Annotated in this window: 16 protein-coding genes; 6 read left to right on the top strand and 10 right to left on the bottom strand. The window is 59.5% G+C overall.

The annotated features are described in order from the left end of the window. Positions 1-4: 4 nt before the first annotated feature. The 3 genes from mupP (at position 5) to MKS85_RS06360 (ending at position 2,882) form a co-directional block, all read left to right on the top strand. Positions 5-676, top strand: a complete 672-nt coding sequence (gene mupP / locus MKS85_RS06370; RefSeq protein WP_047226303.1) for an N-acetylmuramic acid 6-phosphate phosphatase MupP — start codon at positions 5-7, stop codon at positions 674-676. A gap of 176 nt (positions 677-852) precedes the next feature. Then, on the top strand, positions 853-1,593 hold the full coding sequence (locus MKS85_RS06365) for a YciK family oxidoreductase (protein WP_188251146.1): 741 nt from the start codon (positions 853-855) through the stop codon (positions 1,591-1,593). Positions 1,594-1,955: 362 nt separating this feature from the next. Next, positions 1,956-2,882, top strand: coding sequence for a GGDEF domain-containing protein (locus MKS85_RS06360; RefSeq protein WP_188251145.1), 927 nt, complete (start codon positions 1,956-1,958; stop codon positions 2,880-2,882). Between the two features lie 147 nt (positions 2,883-3,029). Here the strand turns inward: MKS85_RS06360 and MKS85_RS06355 are convergent, their stop codons facing one another. Beyond that, positions 3,030-3,800 carry a TenA family transcriptional regulator gene (locus MKS85_RS06355; RefSeq protein ID WP_409078005.1) on the bottom strand — a complete coding sequence of 257 codons (771 nt, stop codon included), beginning with the start codon at positions 3,798-3,800 and terminating at the stop codon, positions 3,030-3,032. A gap of 79 nt (positions 3,801-3,879) precedes the next feature. Then, positions 3,880-6,339, bottom strand: a complete 2,460-nt coding sequence (locus tag MKS85_RS06350; protein ID WP_310662798.1) for an EAL domain-containing protein — start codon at positions 6,337-6,339, stop codon at positions 3,880-3,882. A 301-nt stretch (positions 6,340-6,640) separates the two neighbouring features. Between MKS85_RS06350 and MKS85_RS06345 the strand changes: the two genes are divergently transcribed. After that, positions 6,641-11,305 carry a deaminase domain-containing protein gene (locus MKS85_RS06345; RefSeq protein ID WP_310662770.1) on the top strand — a complete coding sequence of 1,555 codons (4,665 nt, stop codon included), beginning with the start codon at positions 6,641-6,643 and terminating at the stop codon, positions 11,303-11,305. Between the two features lie 10 nt (positions 11,306-11,315). Here MKS85_RS06345 and MKS85_RS06340 read toward each other — a convergent pair whose 3' ends face one another. The 5 genes from MKS85_RS06340 to MKS85_RS06320 all read right to left on the bottom strand — a co-directional run bounded on the left by MKS85_RS06340 (position 11,316) and on the right by MKS85_RS06320 (position 15,687). Then, the gene (locus tag MKS85_RS06340; protein WP_047226298.1) at positions 11,316-13,133 is read right to left on the bottom strand and encodes an ABC transporter ATP-binding protein; all 1,818 of its coding nucleotides are present in this window, start codon (positions 13,131-13,133) and stop codon (positions 11,316-11,318) included. Then, complete coding sequence (locus tag MKS85_RS06335) at positions 13,126-13,728, bottom strand: DsbA family protein (RefSeq protein ID WP_171061403.1); 603 nt, start codon at positions 13,726-13,728, stop codon at positions 13,126-13,128. The genes MKS85_RS06340 and MKS85_RS06335 overlap by 8 nt, the downstream gene beginning before the upstream one ends. Positions 13,729-13,764: 36 nt before the next feature. Next, entirely contained in the window at positions 13,765-14,706 is a 942-nt protein-coding gene (locus MKS85_RS06330; RefSeq protein ID WP_092397619.1) for a rhodanese-related sulfurtransferase, read from the bottom strand. A 150-nt stretch (positions 14,707-14,856) separates the two neighbouring features. Continuing rightward, positions 14,857-15,156: a BolA family transcriptional regulator gene (locus MKS85_RS06325; RefSeq protein WP_047226295.1), complete on the bottom strand. Its 300-nt coding sequence runs from the start codon at positions 15,154-15,156 to the stop codon at positions 14,857-14,859. A 12-nt stretch (positions 15,157-15,168) separates the two neighbouring features. Further along, entirely contained in the window at positions 15,169-15,687 is a 519-nt protein-coding gene (locus MKS85_RS06320) for a DUF2059 domain-containing protein (protein ID WP_047226294.1), read from the bottom strand. A gap of 190 nt (positions 15,688-15,877) precedes the next feature. On the opposite strand from MKS85_RS06320, the gene MKS85_RS06315 reads away from it, so the two are divergent. Next, the gene (locus MKS85_RS06315) at positions 15,878-17,272 is read left to right on the top strand and encodes a class II fumarate hydratase (protein ID WP_047226293.1); all 1,395 of its coding nucleotides are present in this window, start codon (positions 15,878-15,880) and stop codon (positions 17,270-17,272) included. A 165-nt stretch (positions 17,273-17,437) separates the two neighbouring features. On the opposite strand, the gene MKS85_RS06310 is transcribed toward MKS85_RS06315, so the two are convergent. After that, positions 17,438-18,400: a DMT family transporter gene (locus MKS85_RS06310; RefSeq protein ID WP_076385796.1), complete on the bottom strand. Its 963-nt coding sequence runs from the start codon at positions 18,398-18,400 to the stop codon at positions 17,438-17,440. A 188-nt stretch (positions 18,401-18,588) separates the two neighbouring features. Here MKS85_RS06310 and MKS85_RS06305 point away from each other — a divergent pair, with 188 nt between their 5' ends. Further along, a complete protein-coding gene (locus MKS85_RS06305) occupies positions 18,589-18,786 on the top strand; it encodes a DUF6316 family protein (protein WP_047226415.1) in 198 nt (65 codons plus the stop codon). A 184-nt stretch (positions 18,787-18,970) separates the two neighbouring features. Here MKS85_RS06305 and MKS85_RS06300 read toward each other — a convergent pair whose 3' ends face one another. Further along, on the bottom strand, positions 18,971-20,155 hold the full coding sequence (locus tag MKS85_RS06300) for a thiolase family protein (protein ID WP_188251143.1): 1,185 nt from the start codon (positions 20,153-20,155) through the stop codon (positions 18,971-18,973). A gap of 106 nt (positions 20,156-20,261) precedes the next feature. Beyond that, positions 20,262-21,782, bottom strand: a complete 1,521-nt coding sequence (gene pap, locus MKS85_RS06295; RefSeq protein WP_047226290.1) for a polyphosphate:AMP phosphotransferase — start codon at positions 21,780-21,782, stop codon at positions 20,262-20,264. Between the last annotated feature and the right edge of the window lie 121 nt (positions 21,783-21,903).

Raw genomic sequence — 21,903 nt, 5'->3', positions numbered from 1 at the left:
GTCGATGCGTCTCAAAGCGGTTCTCTTCGACATGGACGGCACGCTGCTCGACACCGCGCCGGACTTCATCGCCATCTGCCAGGCCATGCGTGCCGACCGTGGCCTGCCACCGATGAACACGCAGCATATTCGCGACGAGATTTCCGGCGGCGCCCGGGCGATGGTCGCGGTGACCTTCTCCATGGACCCGGAGTCGCCGGGTTTCGAGGAACTGCGCCAGGAATTCCTCGACCGCTACCTCAAGGGGTGCGCGGTGCACAGCCACCTGTTTGACGGCATGGCCCAGGTGCTGGCCGACATTGAGGCCGCCAACCTGATCTGGGGGGTGGTCACCAACAAACCGGTGCGCTTTGCCGAGCCGATCATGCAGCAGCTAGGCCTGGCCGAACGCTCGAAAGTGCTGATCTGCCCCGACCATGTAAAGAACAGCAAGCCGGACCCCGAACCGCTGACCCTGGCGTGCAAGATGCTCGACCTGGATCCGGCCAGCGTATTGTTCGTAGGCGACGACCTGCGGGACATCGAGTCTGGCCGCAGCGCCGGCACCAGGACCTGCGCGGTGACCTACGGCTACATTCACCCGGACGACAACCCGAACCATTGGGGCGCGGATGTGGTGATCGATCACCCCTCGGCGCTGCGTGAAGTGCTGGATAACGCGCTGTGCAGTTGCTGAGCTGACCGCTCTTGTGGCGAGGGAGCTTGCTCCCGCTGGACCGCGAAGCGGTCCCTGAGTCAGCTGGCGACGGCTTCACCGCCGAGCGGGAGCAAGCTCCCTCGCCACAAAAGCTCACTCGCCATGACAGTTCTGTGCCACAGGAACCGTGCTGCTTTAATTGTTGAGGTTTTTTTATGTTTGAGTATTCCGCCCGCCCCGACCTGCTCAATGGCCGGGTCATCCTGGTCACCGGCGCTGGTCGCGGCATCGGCGCCGCAGCCGCCAAGACCTATGCCGCCCACGGCGCTACTGTATTGCTGCTGGGCAAGACCGAAGCCAACCTGACCCAGGTCTACGATGAAATCGAAGCGGCCGGGCATCCACAGCCGGTGGTGACCCCGTTCAATCTCGAAACCGCCCTGCCCCATCAGTACGATGAACTGGCGGCGATGATTGAAACCGAATTCGGCCATCTGGACGGCCTGCTGCACAACGCCTCGATCATCGGCCCGCGTACGCCGCTGGAGCAGTTGTCCGGCGAGAACTTCATGCGGGTGATGCAGGTGAACGTCAACGCCATGTTCATGCTCACCAGCACCTTGCTGCCGCTGCTCAAGCTGTCCAAGGACGCGTCCGTGGTGTTCACCTCCAGCAGCGTCGGGCGTAAGGGACGGGCTTACTGGGGGGCTTATGGTGTCTCCAAGTTTGCCACCGAGGGGCTGATGCAAACCCTGGCCGACGAAATCGAGACCGTCGCACCCATGCGCGCCAACAGCATCAACCCCGGCGCCACCCGCACCAGCATGCGCGCCCAGGCCTATCCGGGGGAAAACCCGCTCAACAACCCTACGCCTGAAGAAATCATGCCGGTCTACCTGTACCTCATGGGGCCGGATAGCACAGGCGTCAACGGTCAGGCGTTCAACGCCCAATAATTGTTCACCTTCGCGTCGCGTCGGTTTACCGTCGCGACGTCCCTGCGCCCAATACGTAGCCAGGCGAACCGCCAAGCCCATGTCACCCCATGCCGACGAGGCGCTCGCCGTTTGTAGTCAATACATTGATTTACAATCGGTTTTTATTCTACTGAACCGAATGGCACGACTTTCGCTCTAAAGATCCTCAAACACGCCATGTTCGGCGGGTAATGGATGTTGAGATGAGACTTATGCCTGCCAGGTAAAGCGGACTAAACTCAAATCAGATGTCCTACGGGACTGAAGGACCAGTACGACGCGCCGCCCAAAGCCGCCTCACCCAACCTGTCAGGACAGATTTGCTTAGGGGCTCACGCCATATGAAAACGCCAACCCAGATCAACGCGATTGATTTCGACAGCGCCAAACTGCAGCGCCTGGGCTTTGGCCAGCCGTCACCGCTGGTGGCACGCTCTGTCAATCTTTCGCAGTTGCGTCAGCAGCTGAGCCAGCAATTGCAGACCAGCCTGGAGCCGCAACGGATCCTGGGGCTGTTTTTTCGTGAGGTTCAGCGGCTGGTGCCGCTGGACGCGCTGATCTATCGCCACAGCCCCAGCGATCTGCGCCTGGAGCTGGGGCAACGCGGGCATCACACCCTCACCTACAACCTCAGCCATGAAAGCGAGTATTTGGGCGAGCTGGTGTTTCGCCGCAATCAACGCTTCACCGAGACCGAACAAGCCGACCTTGAGTCTGTGTTGTCGACGCTGCTGTTTCCGTTGCGCAATGCTCTGCTCTACCGCGCCGCGACCCAAAGTGCCCTGCGTGACCCACTGACCGGCACCGGCAACCGCATCGCCATGGACCAGACGCTGATCCGTGAAATTGATATGGCCAAGCGTCATGTGCAACCGCTGTCACTGTTGATGCTGGACATCGATCATTTCAAGCGCGTCAACGACAGTCATGGGCACGGTATCGGCGATGAGGTGTTGAAGGACGTAGCCGAGGCCATCAAGAATCAGCTGCGCAATGTGGACATGGTGTTCAGGTTCGGCGGCGAAGAATTCCTGATTCTGCTCTCGAACACCAGCAGGGACGCCGCGGCCTTGGTCGGAGAACGACTGCGTCATGCCGCCCAGGCGCAGGATTATTTTGCCGCAGGTACGCGGATCGAACTGACGGTCAGCCTGGGTTGCGCGACGCTGCTGCCGGGTGAGTCAGTCGAAAGCCTGCTGCGCAGGGCCGACAACGCGTTGTACGTGGCCAAGCGCGAGGGCCGCAACCGGCTGGCGATGGCGGGTTGAAAACCAGCAATGACAGATTCTGTGAACACCGTCGAAAAATGTGGGAGCGAGCGTGCTCGCGATGGCGATCAGGCAATCAACCTCCCCGTTGACTGTCCTGACCCCTTCGCGAGCACGCTCGCTCCCACATGGGCTGGCTATCGGATATCAGCTTCCGGCCAGTGCCAGGCGCTCACGGGGCGATGAGGTTTTCCCCACCGATTCCGATTGCTCCAGTTGCATGCAGCGCTCCAGGAAGAGGTACATGTAGTCGTAGCTCTTGCAGACAGCCTGGCGCAGTTCGATCTGCAAGGCCTTGCTCGGGTTCATGCCCGCCAGGGTGCAGATGATTTCCAGGGCTTCCCAGGGATGGGCATCATCGTACTGGGCGTGCATCTTCAGCCACTTCATGGCTCGCTTGCGGTCTTCCTCGGCGAAAGCCGCCGCGTAGATACCGCTGGAACACACCAGTGCCGACCACTCCCCGGTTGCCCCCTCGATGGCATAGTTGGTCGCGGCGATGGCCACGATCAGCGAGTCCGAAGAACTCGTATGCCAGCACCAGTGGCTCAGCGCATGGAGTTCGGGTGGCACTTGCTGCGCCTGCAGATCTTCCAGGGTCACGCCATGGGCGGCGCTCCAGTTGACCCAGTAATCGGCATGGTTGAGTTCGACACGAATGTTGCGCATCAGCCAGCGACGCGCAATGTCCTCGCCGGGATGGCGGGCAAAGCGTGTCTTGGTGAGGTTCTGTGCCATGTATAAGGCGAACTGTTCAACGACCGGCCAACCACCAATAAGGTAGTGGCGCATGGTCTTGGCACTGAGCTTGTTATCGCGCATGCGTTGATACAGCTCGTGTTCGACAACCCGGCGCTTGCTCTCGCTGCAATCGGTAATGAGCTGTTGTGCCCATTTCGGATAGCTTGTGGCGTCCATGAGCGGGCCTGTTCGGTTGAATGTGTCGATCACTGTCGGGCTCCTTTTGATTGTGATTTTTTCCGGATCAACAAGAGGTTCAGCGGAACGTGCCGGGGGCCTTGAATAACAGCGGCTGCGGCCGGGCCGGCCTGCATTGCAACGTATCACAGGTAAACAACTGCGGGCGTTCAATCACATACCCTTGAGCGTAGTCCACCCCAATCTCCAGCAACGCCTGCTCGATCTGGGTAGTTTCAACAAACTCGGCAATCGTGCGCTTACCCATGACGTGGCCGATGTGATTGATCACCTCGACCATTGCACGGTTAATCGGGTCGTCCAGCATATCCTTTACGAAACTCCCGTCGATCTTCAGGAAGTCTACAGGTAAATGTTTCAGGTAAGCGAATGAAGACATTCCGGCACAAAAGTCATCGAGCGAAAAGTAACAACCCAAGCTCTTGAGTTCATTGATAAAGCGGATGGCGCTGCCCAAATTCGAAATAGCACTGGTCTCGGTTATTTCAAAACAAATCATTTCTGGTGGAATCGAGTAGGCCGCGAACTGTTTACGCAGGAAATCAAGGAATGCCTGATCTCCGATAGTTGTGCCTGACAGATTAATCGCACACATGGCCATCGGTCCCTGTCGCGAATCGTTCAGGCACTGGCGGATGATCTTGAAGACGTTTTCCACCACCCAGCGATCCAGGGAAGTCATCAAGCCATAGCGTTCTGCCGCAGGAATGAAACTGTCCGGCAGAATCATCCTTCCGGCTTCATCATGCAGGCGCAACAGGATCTCGATATGCCCGCCGCCATGGTCGCCCGGACCCAGCGCGGCAATTTCCTGGGCATAAAGACAGAAGCGATTCTCCTCCAGAGCCATGTGCAAGCGCTGGATCCAAGCCATCTCGCCAAAGCGCAGGGACAGCTCCGAGTCGTCGGCGTGATAGACCTGGACGCGATTGCGGCCCTTTTCCTTGGCCATGTAACAGGCCATATCGGCGGCACGCAGGGACGCCTCCAGCGTCGTCGGGCTTTGGGCGATATGCACCAGACCGATGCTAACGGTGGTCACGAATGGCCGGCCCTTCCAGACAAAATGCAGGTTCTGTACGGTCTGGCGCAGCCCTTCGGCGATCTTTTCCGCGGCCTCCGGCGAGCAGTTCTCCAGCAAGATACCGAACTCATCGCCCCCCAGTCGGGCCAGGGTGTCGTTTTCCCGCAGCCCCGATTGCAACAGTGCGCATATATGCCGCAACAGTTCGTCACCGGCGGCATGACCACAGGTGTCATTGACCAGCTTGAATTGGTCCAGGTCGAGGAACATCAATGCATGGCGCCCCACCTGGCGCGTCAGATTGTGCAAGGCTTGCTCAAGGCGATATTCGAATTCCCGGCGATTGGCCAGGCCGGTCAGCGCATCATGGGTGGCTTGCCACGACAGGTTGGCGATGTATTGGCGTTCCTGGGTCATGTCGTGCAACACCAGCACCGCTCCGCTGACCTTGCCGGCGTGGCGGATCGGCGCACCTACGAGCGTGACGGACACAGTGCTGCCATCCAGGCGCTGGATCAGTTTGGAATGCTCGCTGCCGCCACCGAGCCGGCCGCTGAGAATATGCTCGATCAGGGTCAGCCCTTCACTCTGGGCGTTGTCATCGAGCAAATTGAACAGGGCGGCCAGAGGCAATCCCGTGGCGTGCTCGGCCTTCCAGTGAGTCATCGCTTCGGCGGCGGGGTTCATGTAGGCGATTGCCCCTTCCACATCGGTGGTGATCACGCCGTCGCCAATGGACTGCAAGGTGATCTGCGCCCGCTCCTTTTCCAGTTGCAGGGCATTGGCGAAGACCTGCCGCTGGGCCAGCAGTTTATGCGTGCGCAACAGCGCCAGCACGATCAACCCCAGTGCGGTGGCGAAGTTGGTCACCAGCAACAGGCGCAGGATGAAGCGCGACCCCTCCCCCAGCGCATCGCTGAAAGCTTTGGCTGCCGGGGTGACGGAATCGTTGATGGCAAAGATTTTCGCCTTCCAGCCACGAATATCGGCCTCAGAAGCCTGACCTGCGGTAATCCGGCTGTGCATCTGGCGGGCGACGTCATCCAGTTCAATCAGGTAGCCGTCGCCCACCGTCCAGAGATCGATAGCCTCTTCCAGGTAACTGAAGTGTCGAAAATTCAGGTAGAGCCAGATCAGACTGGACACGTCGTCCGGGTGGTTGCCGCCCTTGAGGATTCCCGCCCGTGCAGCCTCCAGATCCGGCGGCTGACGGTCCAAGGCCACCCGCAGCTCATGCCCGCCCTCAGGTACGGCGATGGCCCGCTGGTACTTTTGAAAGATTGTTTCGTCGCGACTGTCGGCATAAAGATTGAGGTAATAAATGGCGTCTTTCTGACCCTTGGACCAAAGGCTTTCTCCCGCCACGTAGCCGCGCACCGCAGACAACACGTAAAGACTGACACCCCCCAACAATGCCTGAAACAGGACGACGGCGATAAAAGGCCAGACGATGCCCAACAACCGGGGGGTTCCGAGAGTCCGCGCTTGAGTCATGAGATCCCTTGCATAGGCGTAGGCGATCAGCATTCAGACCGCTCATTCCCGCAAGACTAGGAGGCGTAGCAGCTCCCCGCAAGAGGCCGGACACTATTTGACACCCCATGCCCCTGGATGCCTGAGACAACAGCGGTGATAAAACCCTGGTAATTGCCAAACGCCGTTACAACTTTCCTGCACCCCATACATATCTACCACCCCGGGTTTGCCTGGACTGTTTTGATACGGAACTTCTCTAGACCTTGCACTTTATCGAGGCGCGTAGAGAAACGTTCGTTAATCACCAGGAAACCTCCATATGCAATCTACCGCCGCCCCCGGCCTTTCAACGAGTCTGAGCCCGACACCCTCTTATGCCGAGAAACATCAGGGTTTGCTGGGCGATTACGAGGCCATGCTATCGCTCGTTCGAAACCATCAGATACCGCTGCAGACGTTGGCCGACAGCCTGGTCAAGCCCAGGCTTTGTTCACCCATCGCGTTGGAAAATGAAACCGGACAACGAGCACTGCACACGCTCATCCAGGATAAAAACTATCAGGCGCTGTGCAAAACGCTGAGCGCCCCTCATTACCACTTGATCGTCACTTTAAAAGACGGCAAAGCCCTCTACGAGACACTGTCAAGGAACAGAGAAACCACCATTCGGGTTCCACTGAACAACGACCCCTCTTGGAACGGGCTGCGTGCAAAGATTGAAAAAACTGCTCGACTATTGGGCGGGCAAATTCGTTTCGACGGCCAAGTAACATTTGCACGAATGACCTGGTTTTACGGTATTACCCCATGCACTCGGCAAAACACCGAGCAACGCAACGCCACGATGAATGCGCTGGAAGAGAAACGCGCTCACCACACGCTGGGACTTGGACATGGAATAAACATCGACGCCCTGAGCCCCCACACTGAGAACCTGATCACTGACACAGTGCGTCAATTCCTGCCTACGCCGCACACCCCATTGCTGGCCTACCTCGGCGCTTCGGATATCGACACATTGACGACGACGCAAATCCGGGCGAAGCCTTCGGCGTATCTGGAGGCTATTCTGCAATCGACGAACGCCCGGCAGCTGGCAACCAGGTTATTGCAAGTGCTGGGCTGGTTTGGCGGCAGACCCGGTGAGGACACGGCTGCAGGGATATGCACCAAGCTGCTCGCCCACGCCATTCGTCTTTGGCTTGAAAACGGGCAAAACGAGAGCCCGGACAGTATCGCCGGTTACCCGTGGCAACGTTCGTCCAACTGGGGGAAAAGCTATGGGCAGATTCGGGCCGAGTTCGAGGCGCATCTGCTGTCTTCAAAACGCGCCGCGTCAGTGAACGAATCCATTCTGCTCGCGCGTCTTTATCAATCCTTGTTCCCGCCGCACTTCCAGATTCACGATATACCGTCGCAACTGCCTTACCGAAGCTCTACCGTTTGGGTAAATTTTGCTCATGGTGTGTATCTGGCTGACGCGATCGACCCGACATTGCTGCAAAGACTGAGTTTCCAGCAACTGGTCGACTTCCCTGGCCAATACGCCAGTGAAGCCACGGCTGATGACCTGAAACTGGTCACCCTGACCAGATTGAAACCCATGCTGGAATGGGCCGTGACAAACGGCCTGGTTGCCCATAAGGCCGACGGGCACTACACCCTGCAGGACATACAGACCGCTGCAGAAAAGCTCGACTTCACCATCGATAGCATGACCCGGGCGGTCAACTGGCTGGATAGCCGCCCCCCCGAGAGGCTGAACATCGCCAGGCTTAAAATGGCGAAGCTCTTCGCAGACGGCCGGTTCGTGACGGATGGCAGGAAGCTGGTGAAGGAGGCCAGCACTTACGCCGCCCCCGTGACTCGGCTCAGCGGCCCCCTCGGAAGACTCGTCCCCCAAACCTACACATTCGTGGATGTGTATGCAGCCGGCCAACTCACTGAGCATAAATGGTTCGTCACCCGGCCCGATGGAAAAGTCATCACCGATGTCTGGTTCAAGATCGACCACGATACGACCCTACAGACTAACTTTGCCGGGCCCGGCTTTAGCGCTATTGCCCAGCAGGACAGGAAGCTCCCCGATATCGAGCAAACGTTCAAAACCCATTTCGACATCTACCTCAGCTTCATCAGAAGCTCCTATCGCACGTTGATCACCCACCTGCTCGCATCCCTACCCCTGGCTGATCGCCAAGCCCTGGAGTACGGCGTCACAAAGGTCTACACCCTCAGAAAAGAAACCACGGGCATTGAAGCAAACAATGAATCCGAAGATAAGACGCTGCCCCTGCGCGCGCGTAATGGCTTCATTCTGGAAACGACGAGCCAGCGCAAAACCTCGTACTACGAACTGCTCCCGCGGGCTGGGGTGATCCGCCCACGCCCAGATATTCAGCCACACCATATTGGCGCAGAGCGCAAAATCGAAAAGTGGAGAATCAGCCGCGGCTCGGCAGTGAGTGTGGATGTTCTTCGCCATAAAACCCTTCCGTTCGATTGGGATGCCCACGTAAAAGGCACCCTCCCCGGCGCTCACAAAGAATGCCAAGCCATCCTGGACCCACTGGGCGGCACGTTCGGCGAATCGAACAATAACGACGCCAACCACCCCCTACCGCGGACATTGGAGTCGAAAGTCACCCTGGACCTGGCCCGGTACATTTGCGAGAAGCTGCTTTTCGTTGACGAAAAACAGCTCTACGACAGTTGTTATGGCGAAACCGAATTCGATCGCCAAAAGGCCAGGCGTGAAAAAAACCTGGAAATCCTCAAAATGTTTGTGCCTTTCTGGGGCAGTATCGAAGACCTGGCTTCGGGGGACCGTGATCGCCTGGTGAGTGGAGCCTTTGGCCTGTTCACAGATTTTGTTGCATTCGCCCGGCCCATGGGCAAGTTTGCGTCAGGCTCGCTGAAGTTGGTCAGCGCCGCGGGCAAGTTGAGCATTGGCAAAGCACTGCCTGCCTTTGCAACGCTGACAGGTAGTTTGCTCAACGCCACCCTGAACCCGCTCGACGGCATTGCGTCCTTGCTACGGGCAGGCAGCCAGAGCGTGTACAGGTTCAGTAAAAAGGGCTATCTGAGTCTCAAGACGTTGTCCGGGCGCGCCGGCCAATACGATTTCGTCCAAGGCATGGCCCAAGCCACGGACCCGGGCCGCTGGCGTCCACTGACAATGAATGACCAGTTGAGCACTGTGCGCGGAGTTGACGATGTTCCTGTGCGCAACACCACAGCCACAGGCAGCGCCGATTACCGTTTGATTGACCCTTTATCGTCCAGGCCTTACGGCCCTGGGCTGGGCGCTGACGTATCACCGGGCCGCTCCCACTTCAACACACGGGCGCAAACCGACACCGAGACCCTCGTTGAGTTACCGGAAAATGCCCGGGTACTAGAAGTGCTTGAAGCCGATGGCAGCCGCCTCTTCTATGTGGATGGCGTGCCCTATCGTTTGAAGGCCGGAACCCTGCGTCGCATCAGCCACCGGGATGACAATCCACCCTTCAGGAAACTGGCGTGCCGTGTTCGTCGTGCGCCGGATGAGGCGTGCAAAACCAGGTATGTAGTGCAAGACAAACCTGCCGAGCGCCCACCCGCGGGCGAGTTCAGCACTGAGTTAAGCTGGGCGCCCTGGTTTGGTGACGCAACGTTCTATCCCTCCACGCCCAAGCATCCCAACGATCGCGCCCTGCTCGCCTTCGAAGGGAAAATCTATGAGCTCAAGGACGGCAAGCTCAACACCTACAAAGGCAAACCGCAATGGATCGGTCTCTCCAGCAGAGTCCCCATCCCCAGAGAAACCATTACGGCGACCCTGGAATTTCAAACCGGTCTGTACGGTGGCATCAAAGTAACCGGTTCGGCAGAAAAAATTGACGATATCCATCAAACCGGCGCGCTCATCATTCCCTCGATCGATGAGCAGTTCACGTACATATTCACCCGCTTGAACATGGATGATTATTACATGACCAGATTGCTCTCCACTGAGAGTGTCGAGTCTGCTCTGAGCCTGAAAAGGCTTGGCCCAAGCGACCTGACGCCCGGCTCTTTGGGAGAAGAGCTGCAACGGGTTTATATCGGTTCGTTGAACGCCAACAACGCCGCGCGAATCTACGGCAGAGACCAGGTCGAACGGGCACTGGACAAGATCGATGAAATTTCGATACCCATTGGCGCACCGAGCCATCCACCCTCCAATATGAAGTGGTTGAAAGTCAGTACCTACCCCGCCGAGGCGGTGTTATTCGATCGTCGCACCAGGATGATTGTCTCTGATTTGCCTAACGGGGCAGCCGTGTGGCGACCCACCACACAAGCGCCCGAAGCCATACAAAAATCAACCGCAAGCATCTTCAACGCGCTTTTTTCATCGCCGGCCATTGCCGGCCCGTCTCAATCCACCACCCGAGCGGTGACCATCAATGACGCCATGCGAGAACTGCAAAAAACCCTTCCGACCAAAAATCAAAAGAACATAGCTTTTGCCCACGTCATCACGGCATCCGGAAACAACGAAATATATGTCAGTGTTTCCGGAATCGAGGACTACACCCAGCACCTGCCGCTGTTCAAATCCCACAGTGGCTATACGCAAGTCAACGTCAAAGAGGCCACTTACTTCAATGTTGATGGCATCAGGAACGCGATTGACCCTGCCTCCCTCACTCTGAGCGCCGATGGAAAATTGCTCGCCATCCCTCATCTGATGGATGCTCCGGGCACCTCGGACAGGCTAAGTCGAGTGACCTCTGCGGACAGTGAAAGCAAACTGATTGCCTACATCAGCGAAAAGTATCCAAACCCTGAAGACATCAAGTCGATCACGCTTGCCACCACCCTGCCTCCCTGCGAATCCTGCGCGATTGTCATGAAGGAGTTCGGTCATGAGCGCGGAGCCGCTGCGTTGAACGTCATCTGGGGACAGCGCCGTAAGCGTCCGGCAACTGAAATGAGCTCTTCAACCGAATCCGATTGATCCCTGGCGATCAATGCTGCTGCAGATGCCCGTAGAGCTTGGCGTATAAACCACCGTCAGCAATCAGTTGCTGATGGTCGCCATCCTCGGCGATTTGTCCGCCGTCGAACACCAGCACCCGGTCGGCCTGCTTCACGGCCGACAACCGGTGCGCGATGATCAAGGTGGTACGGTTGCTCAAGAACCGCGCCAGCGCCTGGTGCAGGTTGTACTCGGTGGCGGCGTCCAGCGCCGACGTCGCCTCGTCGAGGATCACCACCTTGGGCTCGGCCAGCACCATCCGGGCAATGGCCAGGCGCTGGCGCTGCCCGCCGGACAGACGCACGCCGGAACGGCCGACGATGCTGTCCAGACCGTTGGGCAAACTTATGATCGTCTGGTGCAGTTGGGCGATTTCCAGTGCCTGCCAGCAGGCCTCGTCCGTGCGCTCGCGGCCCATGGTCAGGTTGGCCCGTACCGTGTCGTTGAACAGCGCGGGATGCTGCAGGACCACGGCAACATTGTCGCGCACGGTTTCCAGGCCGATTTCCTGCTGAGTCGAACCGCCGAAACGGATAGTCCCGGCGAGCGGCGTGTACAGCCCCAACAGCAACTGGACCAAGGTACTTTTGCCACCCCCGCTGGCCCCGACAATCGCGACTTTCTCACCGGGGGCAATCGACAGGTTCATCTGGTTCAGCACCAGTTCGTCGCCGTAGCCGAAACTCAGCCCCTGAACTTCGATACCCACGGTGGCACGCCCCTGGAACGGGTTAACACTGCCGGTGTATTGCGGTTCGTCGGCACGGGCCAACAACTCGTTGATCCGCGACAATGCGCCCCCGGCGGCATAAAACGCGTACTGCAGATTGAGCAGTTGCTCCACCGGTCCGATCATGAACCACAGGTAGCTGAACACCGCCAGCATCTGGCCGATGGAGAGGTCGGAGAACAGCACGGTGAGCATCGCCGCTGCGCGGAAAATATCGATACCAAACTGAAACAGCAAACCGCTGGCGCGGTTCGAGGCATCGGTTTTCCACTGTGAGCTCACTGCGTAATCACGGACCTCCCTGGCCCGTGTCCCCAATCGACCCAGGAAATAACCCTGGCGGTTGCCGGCACGCACCTCCTGGATGGCATCCAGGGTTTCGGTCAGGGCCTGGGTGAAGCGCGAGGTGCTGTCATTCTCGAGCTTCTTGAGGTGCTTGACCCGTTTGCCCAACTGGACCGTGGCGTAGATCACCAACGGGTTGAACAACAGGATCAGCAGCGCCAGTTGCCAGTGCATCCACACCAGAATGCCGGCCGTGCCCACCAGTGTCAGCATCGCCACCAGGAAACGACTGAGGGTTTCGCCGACGAATTTGTCCAGGGTGTCCAGGTCGGTGACCAGGTGCGTGGTCACGGTACCGCTGCCCAGGCTTTCGTACTCGCCCAGGGAAATACGTTTGAGCCGTTCGATCAATCGGACGCGAATGCGATAAACGATGTCCTTCGCCAGCCTGGCGAACAATCGCGCCTGCAGCACGTTGAACAGCAAAGCGCCGCATCGCAGGACCAGTGTCACCACCAGCATCAGGCCAATATAACCGGCCGCGCTTTGCCAGCCGCTGGGTAACGCATGGTTCATGACCTTCAACGCCGCGTCGCCCTGACCCAGCAGCACTTCGTCCACTAAAAGTGGCAGCAGCAGCGGGATCGGTACGCTGCACAGCGTCGCCAGCACGGCCACGCCGTTGGCGATCCACAGGGCTTTCTTGTGTTTAAGGGCCAGACGGCGGATTTCTGCCCAGCTCAAACGGTCGACGCGCTGCCCAGGGGATGCGTCATCCGCCCGGTCAGGCACAGGCCGCGCGCTCCAGCCAGCGGCCCAACAGTGGAGACAACTGGCTCAGGGGCTGGTAGCCGTTGGTAAGCAAAGCCAATTGACCGTCACGCTCGGCCAGCAGCGTAGGAAAACCCGCGATGCCAAGATCCTGCACCCAGGTGAAATCCGCGGCAGTGGCCGCATGTTGCTCGGCGCGGTCAAAGGCTGCGGCGAACTCGATGCGTGGCAGTCCAGCCTGTTCGGCCAGTTCCACCAGGACGCTGGCGTGGGTCACATCACGACCCTCGACATAAAACGCCTGCTGGATCAGCTTCAACAGCTTCCAGGCCAGGTCCGGCGCCAGGCCACGGGCCGTCACCAGTGCCCGGCAGGCCGGTTCGGTGTCATAGACAAAACCGTCCGGCAGCGCCCCTTCAAGCTTGAACGTCTGGCCGGTGGCCTGGGTGACGGCCTGCCAATGCTCGAGGATGTAGCGTCGGGTGGTCGGCTCCAGGGCCGAACCGCTGCCGGTGCGCAAACCGCCCACCACCAGGTGCAGTTCTACCCCGGCGGCCTGCGCCTGCTCGACCAGTGCCTCGGCAACCGGCGCAAAACCCCAGCACCAGGAACACATCGGGTCCATCACATAGAGCAGGCGTGGCGCCATGGTTCAAGCCTCGGAAGGTGATTGCTTATAGTTGTAGCCGATCGGATGCGGCATGTTGCGGGCCTTGGCCAGTTCGATCTGCTTTTGCCGGTCGATGGCGCTGCGCCGGGTCTTCTCGCTCAGCTTGTCCCAGCAATGCGGGCAACTGATGCCTGGCACATAGTGCTCCGAAGCACGGTCTTCTACGCTCACCGGTGTACGACAGGCATGACACTGATCGTAGTCGCCTTCGCTAAGGTCATGGCGAACGGTCACGCGGTTATCGAACACGAAGCAGTCGCCGCGCCATTTGGTTTCTTCCTGAGGCACCTCTTCAAGGTACTTCAGGATGCCACCCTTGAGGTGATAGACCTCGTCGAAACCCTGGCCGAGCATGTAGCTGGAAGCTTTTTCGCAGCGAATGCCACCGGTGCAGAACATCGCGACTTTCTTGTGCCTGGCCGGGTCGAAGTTGGCTTTGATGTACTCGGGGAACTCGCGAAAGCTGGTGGTCTTGGGGTCGATCGCGCCTTCAAAGGTGCCGATGGACACTTCGTAGTCGTTACGCGTGTCGATCAGCAAGACTTCCGGATCGCTGATCAGTGCGTTCCAGTCCTGCGGTTCGACATAAGTGCCAACCTGTTTGTTGGGATCCACGCCTTCGACGCCGAGGGTGACGATTTCCTTCTTGAGCTTGACCTTGGTGCGATAGAACGGCTGCTCATCGCAGTACGACTCCTTGTGGTCGATGTCGATCATGCGCGGGTCGTTTTTGAGCCAGGCCAGCAATCCGTCGATGCCTTCGCGAGTGCCGGAAACGGTGCCGTTGATGCCTTCTTCGGCGATCAGCAGCGTGCCTTTGATGCCGTTGTCGAGCATGGCCTTGAGCAATGGCTCACGCAGCTCGACGTAATCTTCAAGGGTGACGAACTTATACAGTGCCGCCACGACAATGGATGGTGTCATGGGTATTTCTCCAGGTGGCTACCCTCGCAAAGGGTGAACCGGATGCGAAAAAAAACGCGCCCCGTGAGGCGCGTTGCGGATTCTAACAAAAAACAGAGGGGTTGCAGGAGTGCAGCGACAACAGCCACAACAGCAGTCATTCTCTGCAGATCAGTGCTTGCTGCCACCGGCACAAGTCGGCGAAGCCGGGGCTGTATCGATCTGCGCCCATTCCTCGGGGGTATAGGTGTGCAGCGCCAACGCATGGAACTCACCCATCAGCTCGCCCAGCGTGCCGTAGACCTTCTGATGACGCTTGACGCGATTGAGCCCCTCGAACTGGTGGCTGACCACCACGGCCTTGAAGTGGGTCTGTAACCCACGGCTGTGCATGTGGCTTTCATCCAGCACTTGCAGGTGCTCGGGCTGCAACAGCCCGAGCGTCGATTCGATGCGTTGTTGCATGCTCATACCGGGCTCCGCTTACGGCTTTTTCTTGGCAGGGGCGGCTTTGGGCTCAAGCTCGGCGGTCATGTCTGCCAGCAGTTTGTTGACCACCGGCACCGCGCTTTCCAGCTTGGCTTGGGTCAACTGGGCCGATTGCTGGGTCAGCTGGGGCATTTTTTCCAGGACTTTCTTGCCCAGAGGCGAACGGTAGAAGGACACCAGTTCCTTGAGCTCCGGCTCGCTGAAGTTGGAGGTGTAAAGCTTGACCATGTCCGGCTTGAGCTTCTTCCAGCCGATGGCCTGATCCAGCGCGGCGTTGGCCTTGGCCTGGTAGGTTTCGAGGGTGGCTTTTTTCGACTCGGGAGCCTTGGTCTGTTCAAAGCGCTGGGCAAACATCTGCTGCACTTGCATGTACACCGGGGTACCCAGTTTGTCGGCGTGCGCCAGGGTCAGGAACTCTTCGGCACTGGCGTTGTGGCTGGCGGTATCGGCAAAAACAGGACTGCTGGCACACACCAGAGCAACTGCGGTACAGATGGCACGAAGACGGGTCATCGAGTTTCCTTTTCTACAGGCGAGGTAAAACCCCAAGGGCGATCATTCTGCGCCTAATAAACACCGAGCCTCAACCCCATTGCTCTACGCGTCCGATTGACGGGCCGAAACGATCGAAAAATGATTGAGGGAACCCGTGTCGCCCTTCAGGGCCTAAACTGCGCATTCAGACCTACAGGAGTTTGACCCGATGAGCCGTATCGAAACCGACAGCCTTGGCCAGGTTGAAGTCCCGGATGAAGCCTACTGGGGCGCCCAGACGCAGCGCTCCATGATCAACTTTGCCATTGGCAACGAACGCATGCCGCTGTCGGTGCTGCACGCCCTGGCGCTGATCAAGAAAGCCGCCGCGCGGGTCAATGACCGCAATGGCGACTTGCCTGCCGACATCGCGCGCCTGATCGAACAGGCCGCCGACGAAGTCCTGGCCGGCCAGCATGACGACCAATTCCCCCTGGTGGTCTGGCAGACCGGCAGCGGAACCCAAAGCAACATGAACGTCAACGAAGTGATCGCCGGGCGCGCCAACGAGCTAGCGGGCAATCCCCGCGGCGGCAAGAGCCCGGTGCACCCGAACGATCACGTCAACCGCTCCCAGAGCTCCAACGACTGCTTCCCCACCGCCATGCACATCGCCGCCATCCAGGCGGTCCATCAGCAATTGCTGCCGGCGATCGCCGAGTTGTCCGGCGCACTGGCGGAACTGGCGGCGCGCCACATGAAACTGGTCAAGACCGGCCGCACCCACATGATGGACGCCACGCCGATCACCTTCGGCCAAGAACTGTCAGCCTTCATCGCTCAACTCGATTACGCCGAACGGGCGATCCGTGCGGCACTGCCGGCGGTTTGCGAACTTGCCCAGGGCGGCACGGCAGTGGGCACCGGACTCAACTCGCCCCACGGCTTCGGCGAGGCGATCGCCGCTGAACTGGCGGCGCTGTCCGGCCTGCCCTTCGTCACCGCGCCAAACAAGTTCGCGGCGTTGGCCGGCCATGAGCCCCTGACCACGTTGTCCGGCGCGCTGAAAACCCTGGCCGTGACCCTGATGAAGATTGCCAATGACCTGCGCCTACTGGGCTCCGGGCCACGGGCCGGGTTCGCCGAAGTGAAGTTGCCAGCCAATGAACCGGGCAGCTCCATCATGCCCGGCAAGGTCAACCCGACCCAGTGCGAGGCCTTGTCGATGCTGGCCTGCCAGGTCATGGGCAACGACGTGACCATCGGTTTCGCCGCCAGCCAGGGTCATTTGCAATTGAACGTGTTCAAGCCGGTGATCATTCACAACCTGTTGCAGTCGATCCGTCTGCTGGCCGATGGCTGCAGCAATTTCCAGCAGCACTGCATCGCCGGGCTCGAACCGGATGCCGAGCAGATGGCGGCGCATCTGGAACGTGGCTTGATGCTGGTCACCGCCCTGAACACACACATCGGCTATGACAAATCCGCCGAAATCGCCAAGAAAGCCTACGGCGAAGGACTGACCCTGCGCGAAGCGGCCTTGCAGTTGGGGTATCTGACCGACGAAGAGTTCGATGCCTGGGTGCGGCCGGAGAATATGCTGGAGGCCGGAAGCCAGGGTTGAGATGTGTGCTTGGTTGGACGCAAAGCGTGCGCTCAACACAACCCACCTGTGGGAGCGAGCCTGCTCGCGATGAGGCCGGTCGGCTCGACATCATTATCGACGACCAGACCGCTATCGCGAGCAGGCTCGCTCCCACAAAAAAGCGGTTCTTCTTGCAGTCGCGGTCTATCGCCCGACAGCCAGTCGCTCACGCCGGGCCCTGAGCCCGGCAATCAGCGACGGCCCCAGGGCAACCAATGCCGATCCCAACACCACCAGCACCGCCCCGCCATACCCCAACAGATTGATCTGCTCGGCATGCACGTAGTCAGGCCACCACCAGGCTGCCAACGCCACCGCAGCGAAGGTCACCAGCGGCGTGATCGCCAGGGTCGCGCTGACCCGCGACGCTTCCCAGTGAGCCAGGGCCTCGGCAAAGGCGCCGTAGGCAATCAGGGTATTGAGGCAGCAAGCAAGCAGTAGCCAGCCTTGCAGCGGACTCAGTTGCAGTGCCTCCAGCGGATGCACCCAGGGCGTGAGCAGCAGCGCGCAGAACAGGTAGATCACCATCATCACCTGCAACGAATTCCACACCGTCAGCAGTTGCTTCTGGCCCAGGGCATAGAAGGTCCAGACCGTCGACGCCAGCAACACCATCAAGACCCCGGCGGTGTAGTCGCTCAGGGACGTCAGCAGCTCGCCGAGGCGCTGGTTGAAAAACAGCGTGAAGCCGATCAACAACACCAGCAGGCCGATGCCCTGTCCCACGCTGAAACGCTCCTTGAACACAAACAGGCTGGCCACCAGCAACATGATCGGCCCCATCTGCACCACCAGTTGCGCGGTGCCGGGGCTCAAGCGATTGAGGCCCATCAGGTACAGCACGTAGTTGCCGACCAGCCCCAACACCGCCATCGCCACCAGCCAGCCACCCCGGGGGCCCAACACCTTGCGACTGGGCAAACGGCGAGTGGCCGTCAGGTAGATGAACAGCAAGCCACCGGACACCAGCAAGCGAAACCAGGTCACGGTGACCGGATCCATCACCTGCAGCACTTGCTTGAGCTTGATCGGCAGGATGCCCCACAGCAGGGCGGTCAGCAGGGCAAGGAACAGGCCGTAGACCCAGCGACCGGACGATATGTGCATGCAATCCTCGCAGCTCAAGACAAAGAGCCCCCATTCTAGGCGCGGATCGCTTCAGGACACAGGGACAGTTAGGCCGTGGACGTCCATGGGACTGTACGGGTCGTTGCCGTCGATCGCCTGGCCAGGCGCAAACCAAGGACTGCGCATAAGCTCAAATGACATTGCCCCCGCTGCCTTTGGAGACCGCCATGTTTGGCAAACGCGCCCAGGATCCCGCCCCTACGACGATTTTTCGCAGCGACCGGATCTGCCGGGTAAACGGCGAGTTTTATTTCAATACCCGAGAAGGCACGCAGGAAGGCCCGTTCGCCAGCCGCGAGGCGGCAGAACGGGAGATAAAAGCGTATATCGCGCGGATGCAGCAACTGACCCAGGTTGCCAGCTAGCGCAGCTGACGCAGCCCCCCTTGTGGCGAGGGGATTTATCCCCGCTGGGCTGCAAAGCAGCCCCAAAGCAAACCACTCTGTCAGCCTGATATACCTCGGTTGTAGATTTTAGGGTTGCTGCGCAACCCAGCGGGGATAAATCCCCTCGCCACAAGTAATCATCTCGCTAACTGTCAGCGCCCGGTTATCTCACCGCCTCAAACAACCCCGTCGCCCCCATCCCGCCGCCCACGCACATGGTCACGATGCCGTAGCGCAGGCTGCGCCGTTGCAGCTCGCGCACCAGATGGCCGACCTGGCGCGAACCGGTCATGCCGAACGGGTGGCCAATGGAAATCGAACCGCCGTTGACGTTGTACTTCTCGTTATCGATTTCCAGCCGGTTACGACTGTAGAGACACTGGGATGCGAAGGCTTCGTTGAGTTCCCACAAGTCGATATCATCGATATGCAAGCCCTTGGCCTTGAGCAGTTTGGGCACCGAAAACACCGGACCGATGCCCATTTCGTCCGGCGCGCAACCGGCCACGGTAAAGCCACGGAAAAACGCCTTGGGCGTGAGCCCCAGGGCCAGAGCTTTTTCCAGACTCATCACCAGGGTCATCGAAGCCCCGTCGGACAACTGTGACGAGTTGCCTGCTGTCACCGAGCCGTCTTCGGCGAACACCGGCTTCAAGCCCGCCAGACTTTCATAGGTGGTGTCGGGGCGGTTGCAATCGTCGCGATCAACCACGCCGTCGAGAATCTGCACCGCACCGGTGTTCTTGTCCTCGACCTTGTACTTGACCGACATCGGCACGATCTCGTCGTCGAACAGCCCGGCCGCCTGGGCCTGGGCAGTGCGCTGCTGGCTCTGCAAAGCGTAGCGGTCCTGTTCTTCACGGCTGACCTGATAACGGCGGGCGACGATCTCGGCGGTCTGGCCCATGGGGAAATAAATCCCCGGCACTTGCTCCTTGAGCAGCGGGTTGATCAGGTGATCGGTATTGACGCTTTTCATTGTCAGGCTGATGGATTCCACGCCACCGGCAACAATGATCTCGCTGCAACCGGAGGCGATCTGGTTGGCGGCGATGGCGATGGCTTGCAGGCCCGAGGAGCAGAAGCGGTTGAGGGTCATGCCGGCGGTGCCGATGCCCAATTGCGAGAGCACCGCCACGTTCCGACCGATGTTATAGCCCTGGGCGCCCTCGTTCGAACCGGCGCCGACGATGCAGTCCTCGACGCTGGCCGGATCGATCCCGTTGCGCGCCAACAATGCATCGACACAATGGGCCGCCATGTCGTCCGGACGGGTCATGTTGAACTTGCCGCGAAAAGACTTGGCCAGGCCGGTCCGCACGCTGTCGACGATCACCACTTCACGCATGGCTGTACCTCAATTGTTATTGTCGGTTAGGAGTCAATTGAGCATAAATCCACTGCATAACCGACCGCGACGATCATTCACCCCGCGTATGCGTTCCCATCGCCCACTATTTGCCCTTGCTCGCCTTGCGAGCCTGCTTTGCCGAGCGCTCGAAGGCCTCCTCCAGCGCTTCATTAAGCGTGCGCAACACCTTGACCCGCGCCCAGCGCTTGTCGTTGGCCTCCACCAGGGTCCAGGGAGAAATCTCGGTGCTGGTGCGGTCAACCATGTCGCACACCGCCGCCCGGTAGGCATCCCATTTGTCACGGTTGCGCCAGTCGTCCTCGGTGATCTTGAAGCGCTTGAAAGGAATTTCCTCGCGTTCCTGGAAGCGCTCCAGTTGAGTCTCCTTGTCGATGGCCAGCCAGAACTTGACGACCACGACTCCGGCGTCGGCAATCTGCTCCTCGAAATCGTTGATCTCGCCGTAGGCCCGCAGCCAGTCGGCCTTGCTGCAAAAACCTTCGACCCGCTCCACCAGCACCCGGCCGTACCAGGAGCGATCGAACACGGTGAACTTGCCCCGCGCCGGGATATGCCGCCAGAACCGCCACATGTAGGGATGGGCGCGCTCTTCCTCGGTGGGTGCGGCAATCGGTACGATGCTGTACTGGCGCGGGTCGAGCGCTGCCGCGACCCGCCGGATCGCCCCACCCTTGCCCGCCGCATCATTGCCCTCGAACACCGCCACCAGGGCATGGCGGCGCATGCGTTTATCGCGCAACAGGCCGGAAAAACGCGCCTGCTCGGCGATCAGTTGTTCTTCGTAATCGGCCTTGTCCAGACGCAGGGTCATGTCCAGGCTGTCCAGCAGCGTGACCTGGTCGTCCAGCGGCGGCAGTGGCGCCACATTGACCTTTTCCGCTTTGATCCTCGAGCGGTGCAAGGCCTGGCGCATCCCGTCAAGCAGGATCCGTCCGACCGTAAGGCTTCGATAATAACTGTCCATGCCTTCGATCACATGCCACGGGGCGTAGTCTCGACTGGTGCGGCGCAGGACCCGCTCACCGTATTTGACGAACTTGTCGTAGGTCTGGGACTGCTGCCAGTCCAGCGGGCTGATGCGCCAGCTGTGCAGCGGGTCGTCCTTGAGCCCCTTGAGCCGGGCTTTCATCTGTTTCTTGGACAGGTGGAACCAGAACTTGAAGATCAGCGCGCCTTCATCGCAGAGCATTTTCTCCAACCGTTCAGCGCCATTGATGGCCTGATCGAGCCGTGGGTCCTTGATCTGGCCATGAACGCGCCCCTGCAGCATCTGGCTGTACCAGTTGCCAAAGAAAATCCCCATGCGTCCCTTGGCCGGCAGCATCCGCCAATAACGCCAGGCCGGTGGCCGCGCCAGCTCCTCGTCGGTCTGCTGATCGAAGGTACGCACTTCGATCAGCCGCGGGTCCATCCACTCATTGAGCAATTTCACCGTTTCGCCCTTGCCGGCGCCTTCGATGCCGTTGATCAGCACGATGACCGGAAAACGGCTCTGCTGGTGTAGCTCGTACTGGGCTTCGAGCAACGCTTCACGCAGTGCCGGCACTTCGGCGTCATAGGTGTCTTTATCGACGGCGTGACCGATTTCAGCGGATTCGAACATGGACAGCTCCTTCCAGGGAATGGGGCAAGACTAGCGGATTGGACGCGGGCCGGTGCAGCAGATTCCATCCAGACGAACGCTGTATTGCGATGGGTCAAGCAAGCCCATACCGATCGGCTAG

Source organism: Pseudomonas sp. JL2, from assembly GCF_031570495.1.
GTDB classification, from domain to species: Bacteria; Pseudomonadota; Gammaproteobacteria; order Pseudomonadales; family Pseudomonadaceae; genus Aquipseudomonas; species Aquipseudomonas rhizophila.
This window is presented reverse-complemented; position numbering and strand designations above follow the sequence as displayed.

What these genes read in the sequence shown, in the direction of transcription:
- mupP (WP_047226303.1), top strand. Translation starts at nt 5, where the DNA reads ATGCGTCTCAAAGCGGTTCTCTTCGACATGGACGGCACGCTGCTCGAC.
- MKS85_RS06365 (WP_188251146.1), top strand. Translation starts at nt 853, where the DNA reads ATGTTTGAGTATTCCGCCCGCCCCGACCTGCTCAATGGCCGGGTCATC.
- MKS85_RS06360 (WP_188251145.1), top strand. Translation starts at nt 1,956, where the DNA reads ATGAAAACGCCAACCCAGATCAACGCGATTGATTTCGACAGCGCCAAA.
- MKS85_RS06355 (WP_409078005.1), bottom strand. Translation starts at nt 3,800, where the DNA reads ATGGACGCCACAAGCTATCCGAAATGGGCACAACAGCTCATTACCGAT.
- MKS85_RS06350 (WP_310662798.1), bottom strand. Translation starts at nt 6,339, where the DNA reads ATGACTCAAGCGCGGACTCTCGGAACCCCCCGGTTGTTGGGCATCGTC.
- MKS85_RS06345 (WP_310662770.1), top strand. Translation starts at nt 6,641, where the DNA reads ATGCAATCTACCGCCGCCCCCGGCCTTTCAACGAGTCTGAGCCCGACA.
- MKS85_RS06335 (WP_171061403.1), bottom strand. Translation starts at nt 13,728, where the DNA reads ATGTGTTCCTGGTGCTGGGGTTTTGCGCCGGTTGCCGAGGCACTGGTC.
- MKS85_RS06330 (WP_092397619.1), bottom strand. Translation starts at nt 14,706, where the DNA reads ATGACACCATCCATTGTCGTGGCGGCACTGTATAAGTTCGTCACCCTT.
- MKS85_RS06325 (WP_047226295.1), bottom strand. Translation starts at nt 15,156, where the DNA reads ATGAGCATGCAACAACGCATCGAATCGACGCTCGGGCTGTTGCAGCCC.
- MKS85_RS06320 (WP_047226294.1), bottom strand. Translation starts at nt 15,687, where the DNA reads ATGACCCGTCTTCGTGCCATCTGTACCGCAGTTGCTCTGGTGTGTGCC.
- MKS85_RS06315 (WP_047226293.1), top strand. Translation starts at nt 15,878, where the DNA reads ATGAGCCGTATCGAAACCGACAGCCTTGGCCAGGTTGAAGTCCCGGAT.
- MKS85_RS06310 (WP_076385796.1), bottom strand. Translation starts at nt 18,400, where the DNA reads ATGCACATATCGTCCGGTCGCTGGGTCTACGGCCTGTTCCTTGCCCTG.
- MKS85_RS06305 (WP_047226415.1), top strand. Translation starts at nt 18,589, where the DNA reads ATGTTTGGCAAACGCGCCCAGGATCCCGCCCCTACGACGATTTTTCGC.
- MKS85_RS06300 (WP_188251143.1), bottom strand. Translation starts at nt 20,155, where the DNA reads ATGCGTGAAGTGGTGATCGTCGACAGCGTGCGGACCGGCCTGGCCAAG.
- pap (WP_047226290.1), bottom strand. Translation starts at nt 21,782, where the DNA reads ATGTTCGAATCCGCTGAAATCGGTCACGCCGTCGATAAAGACACCTAT.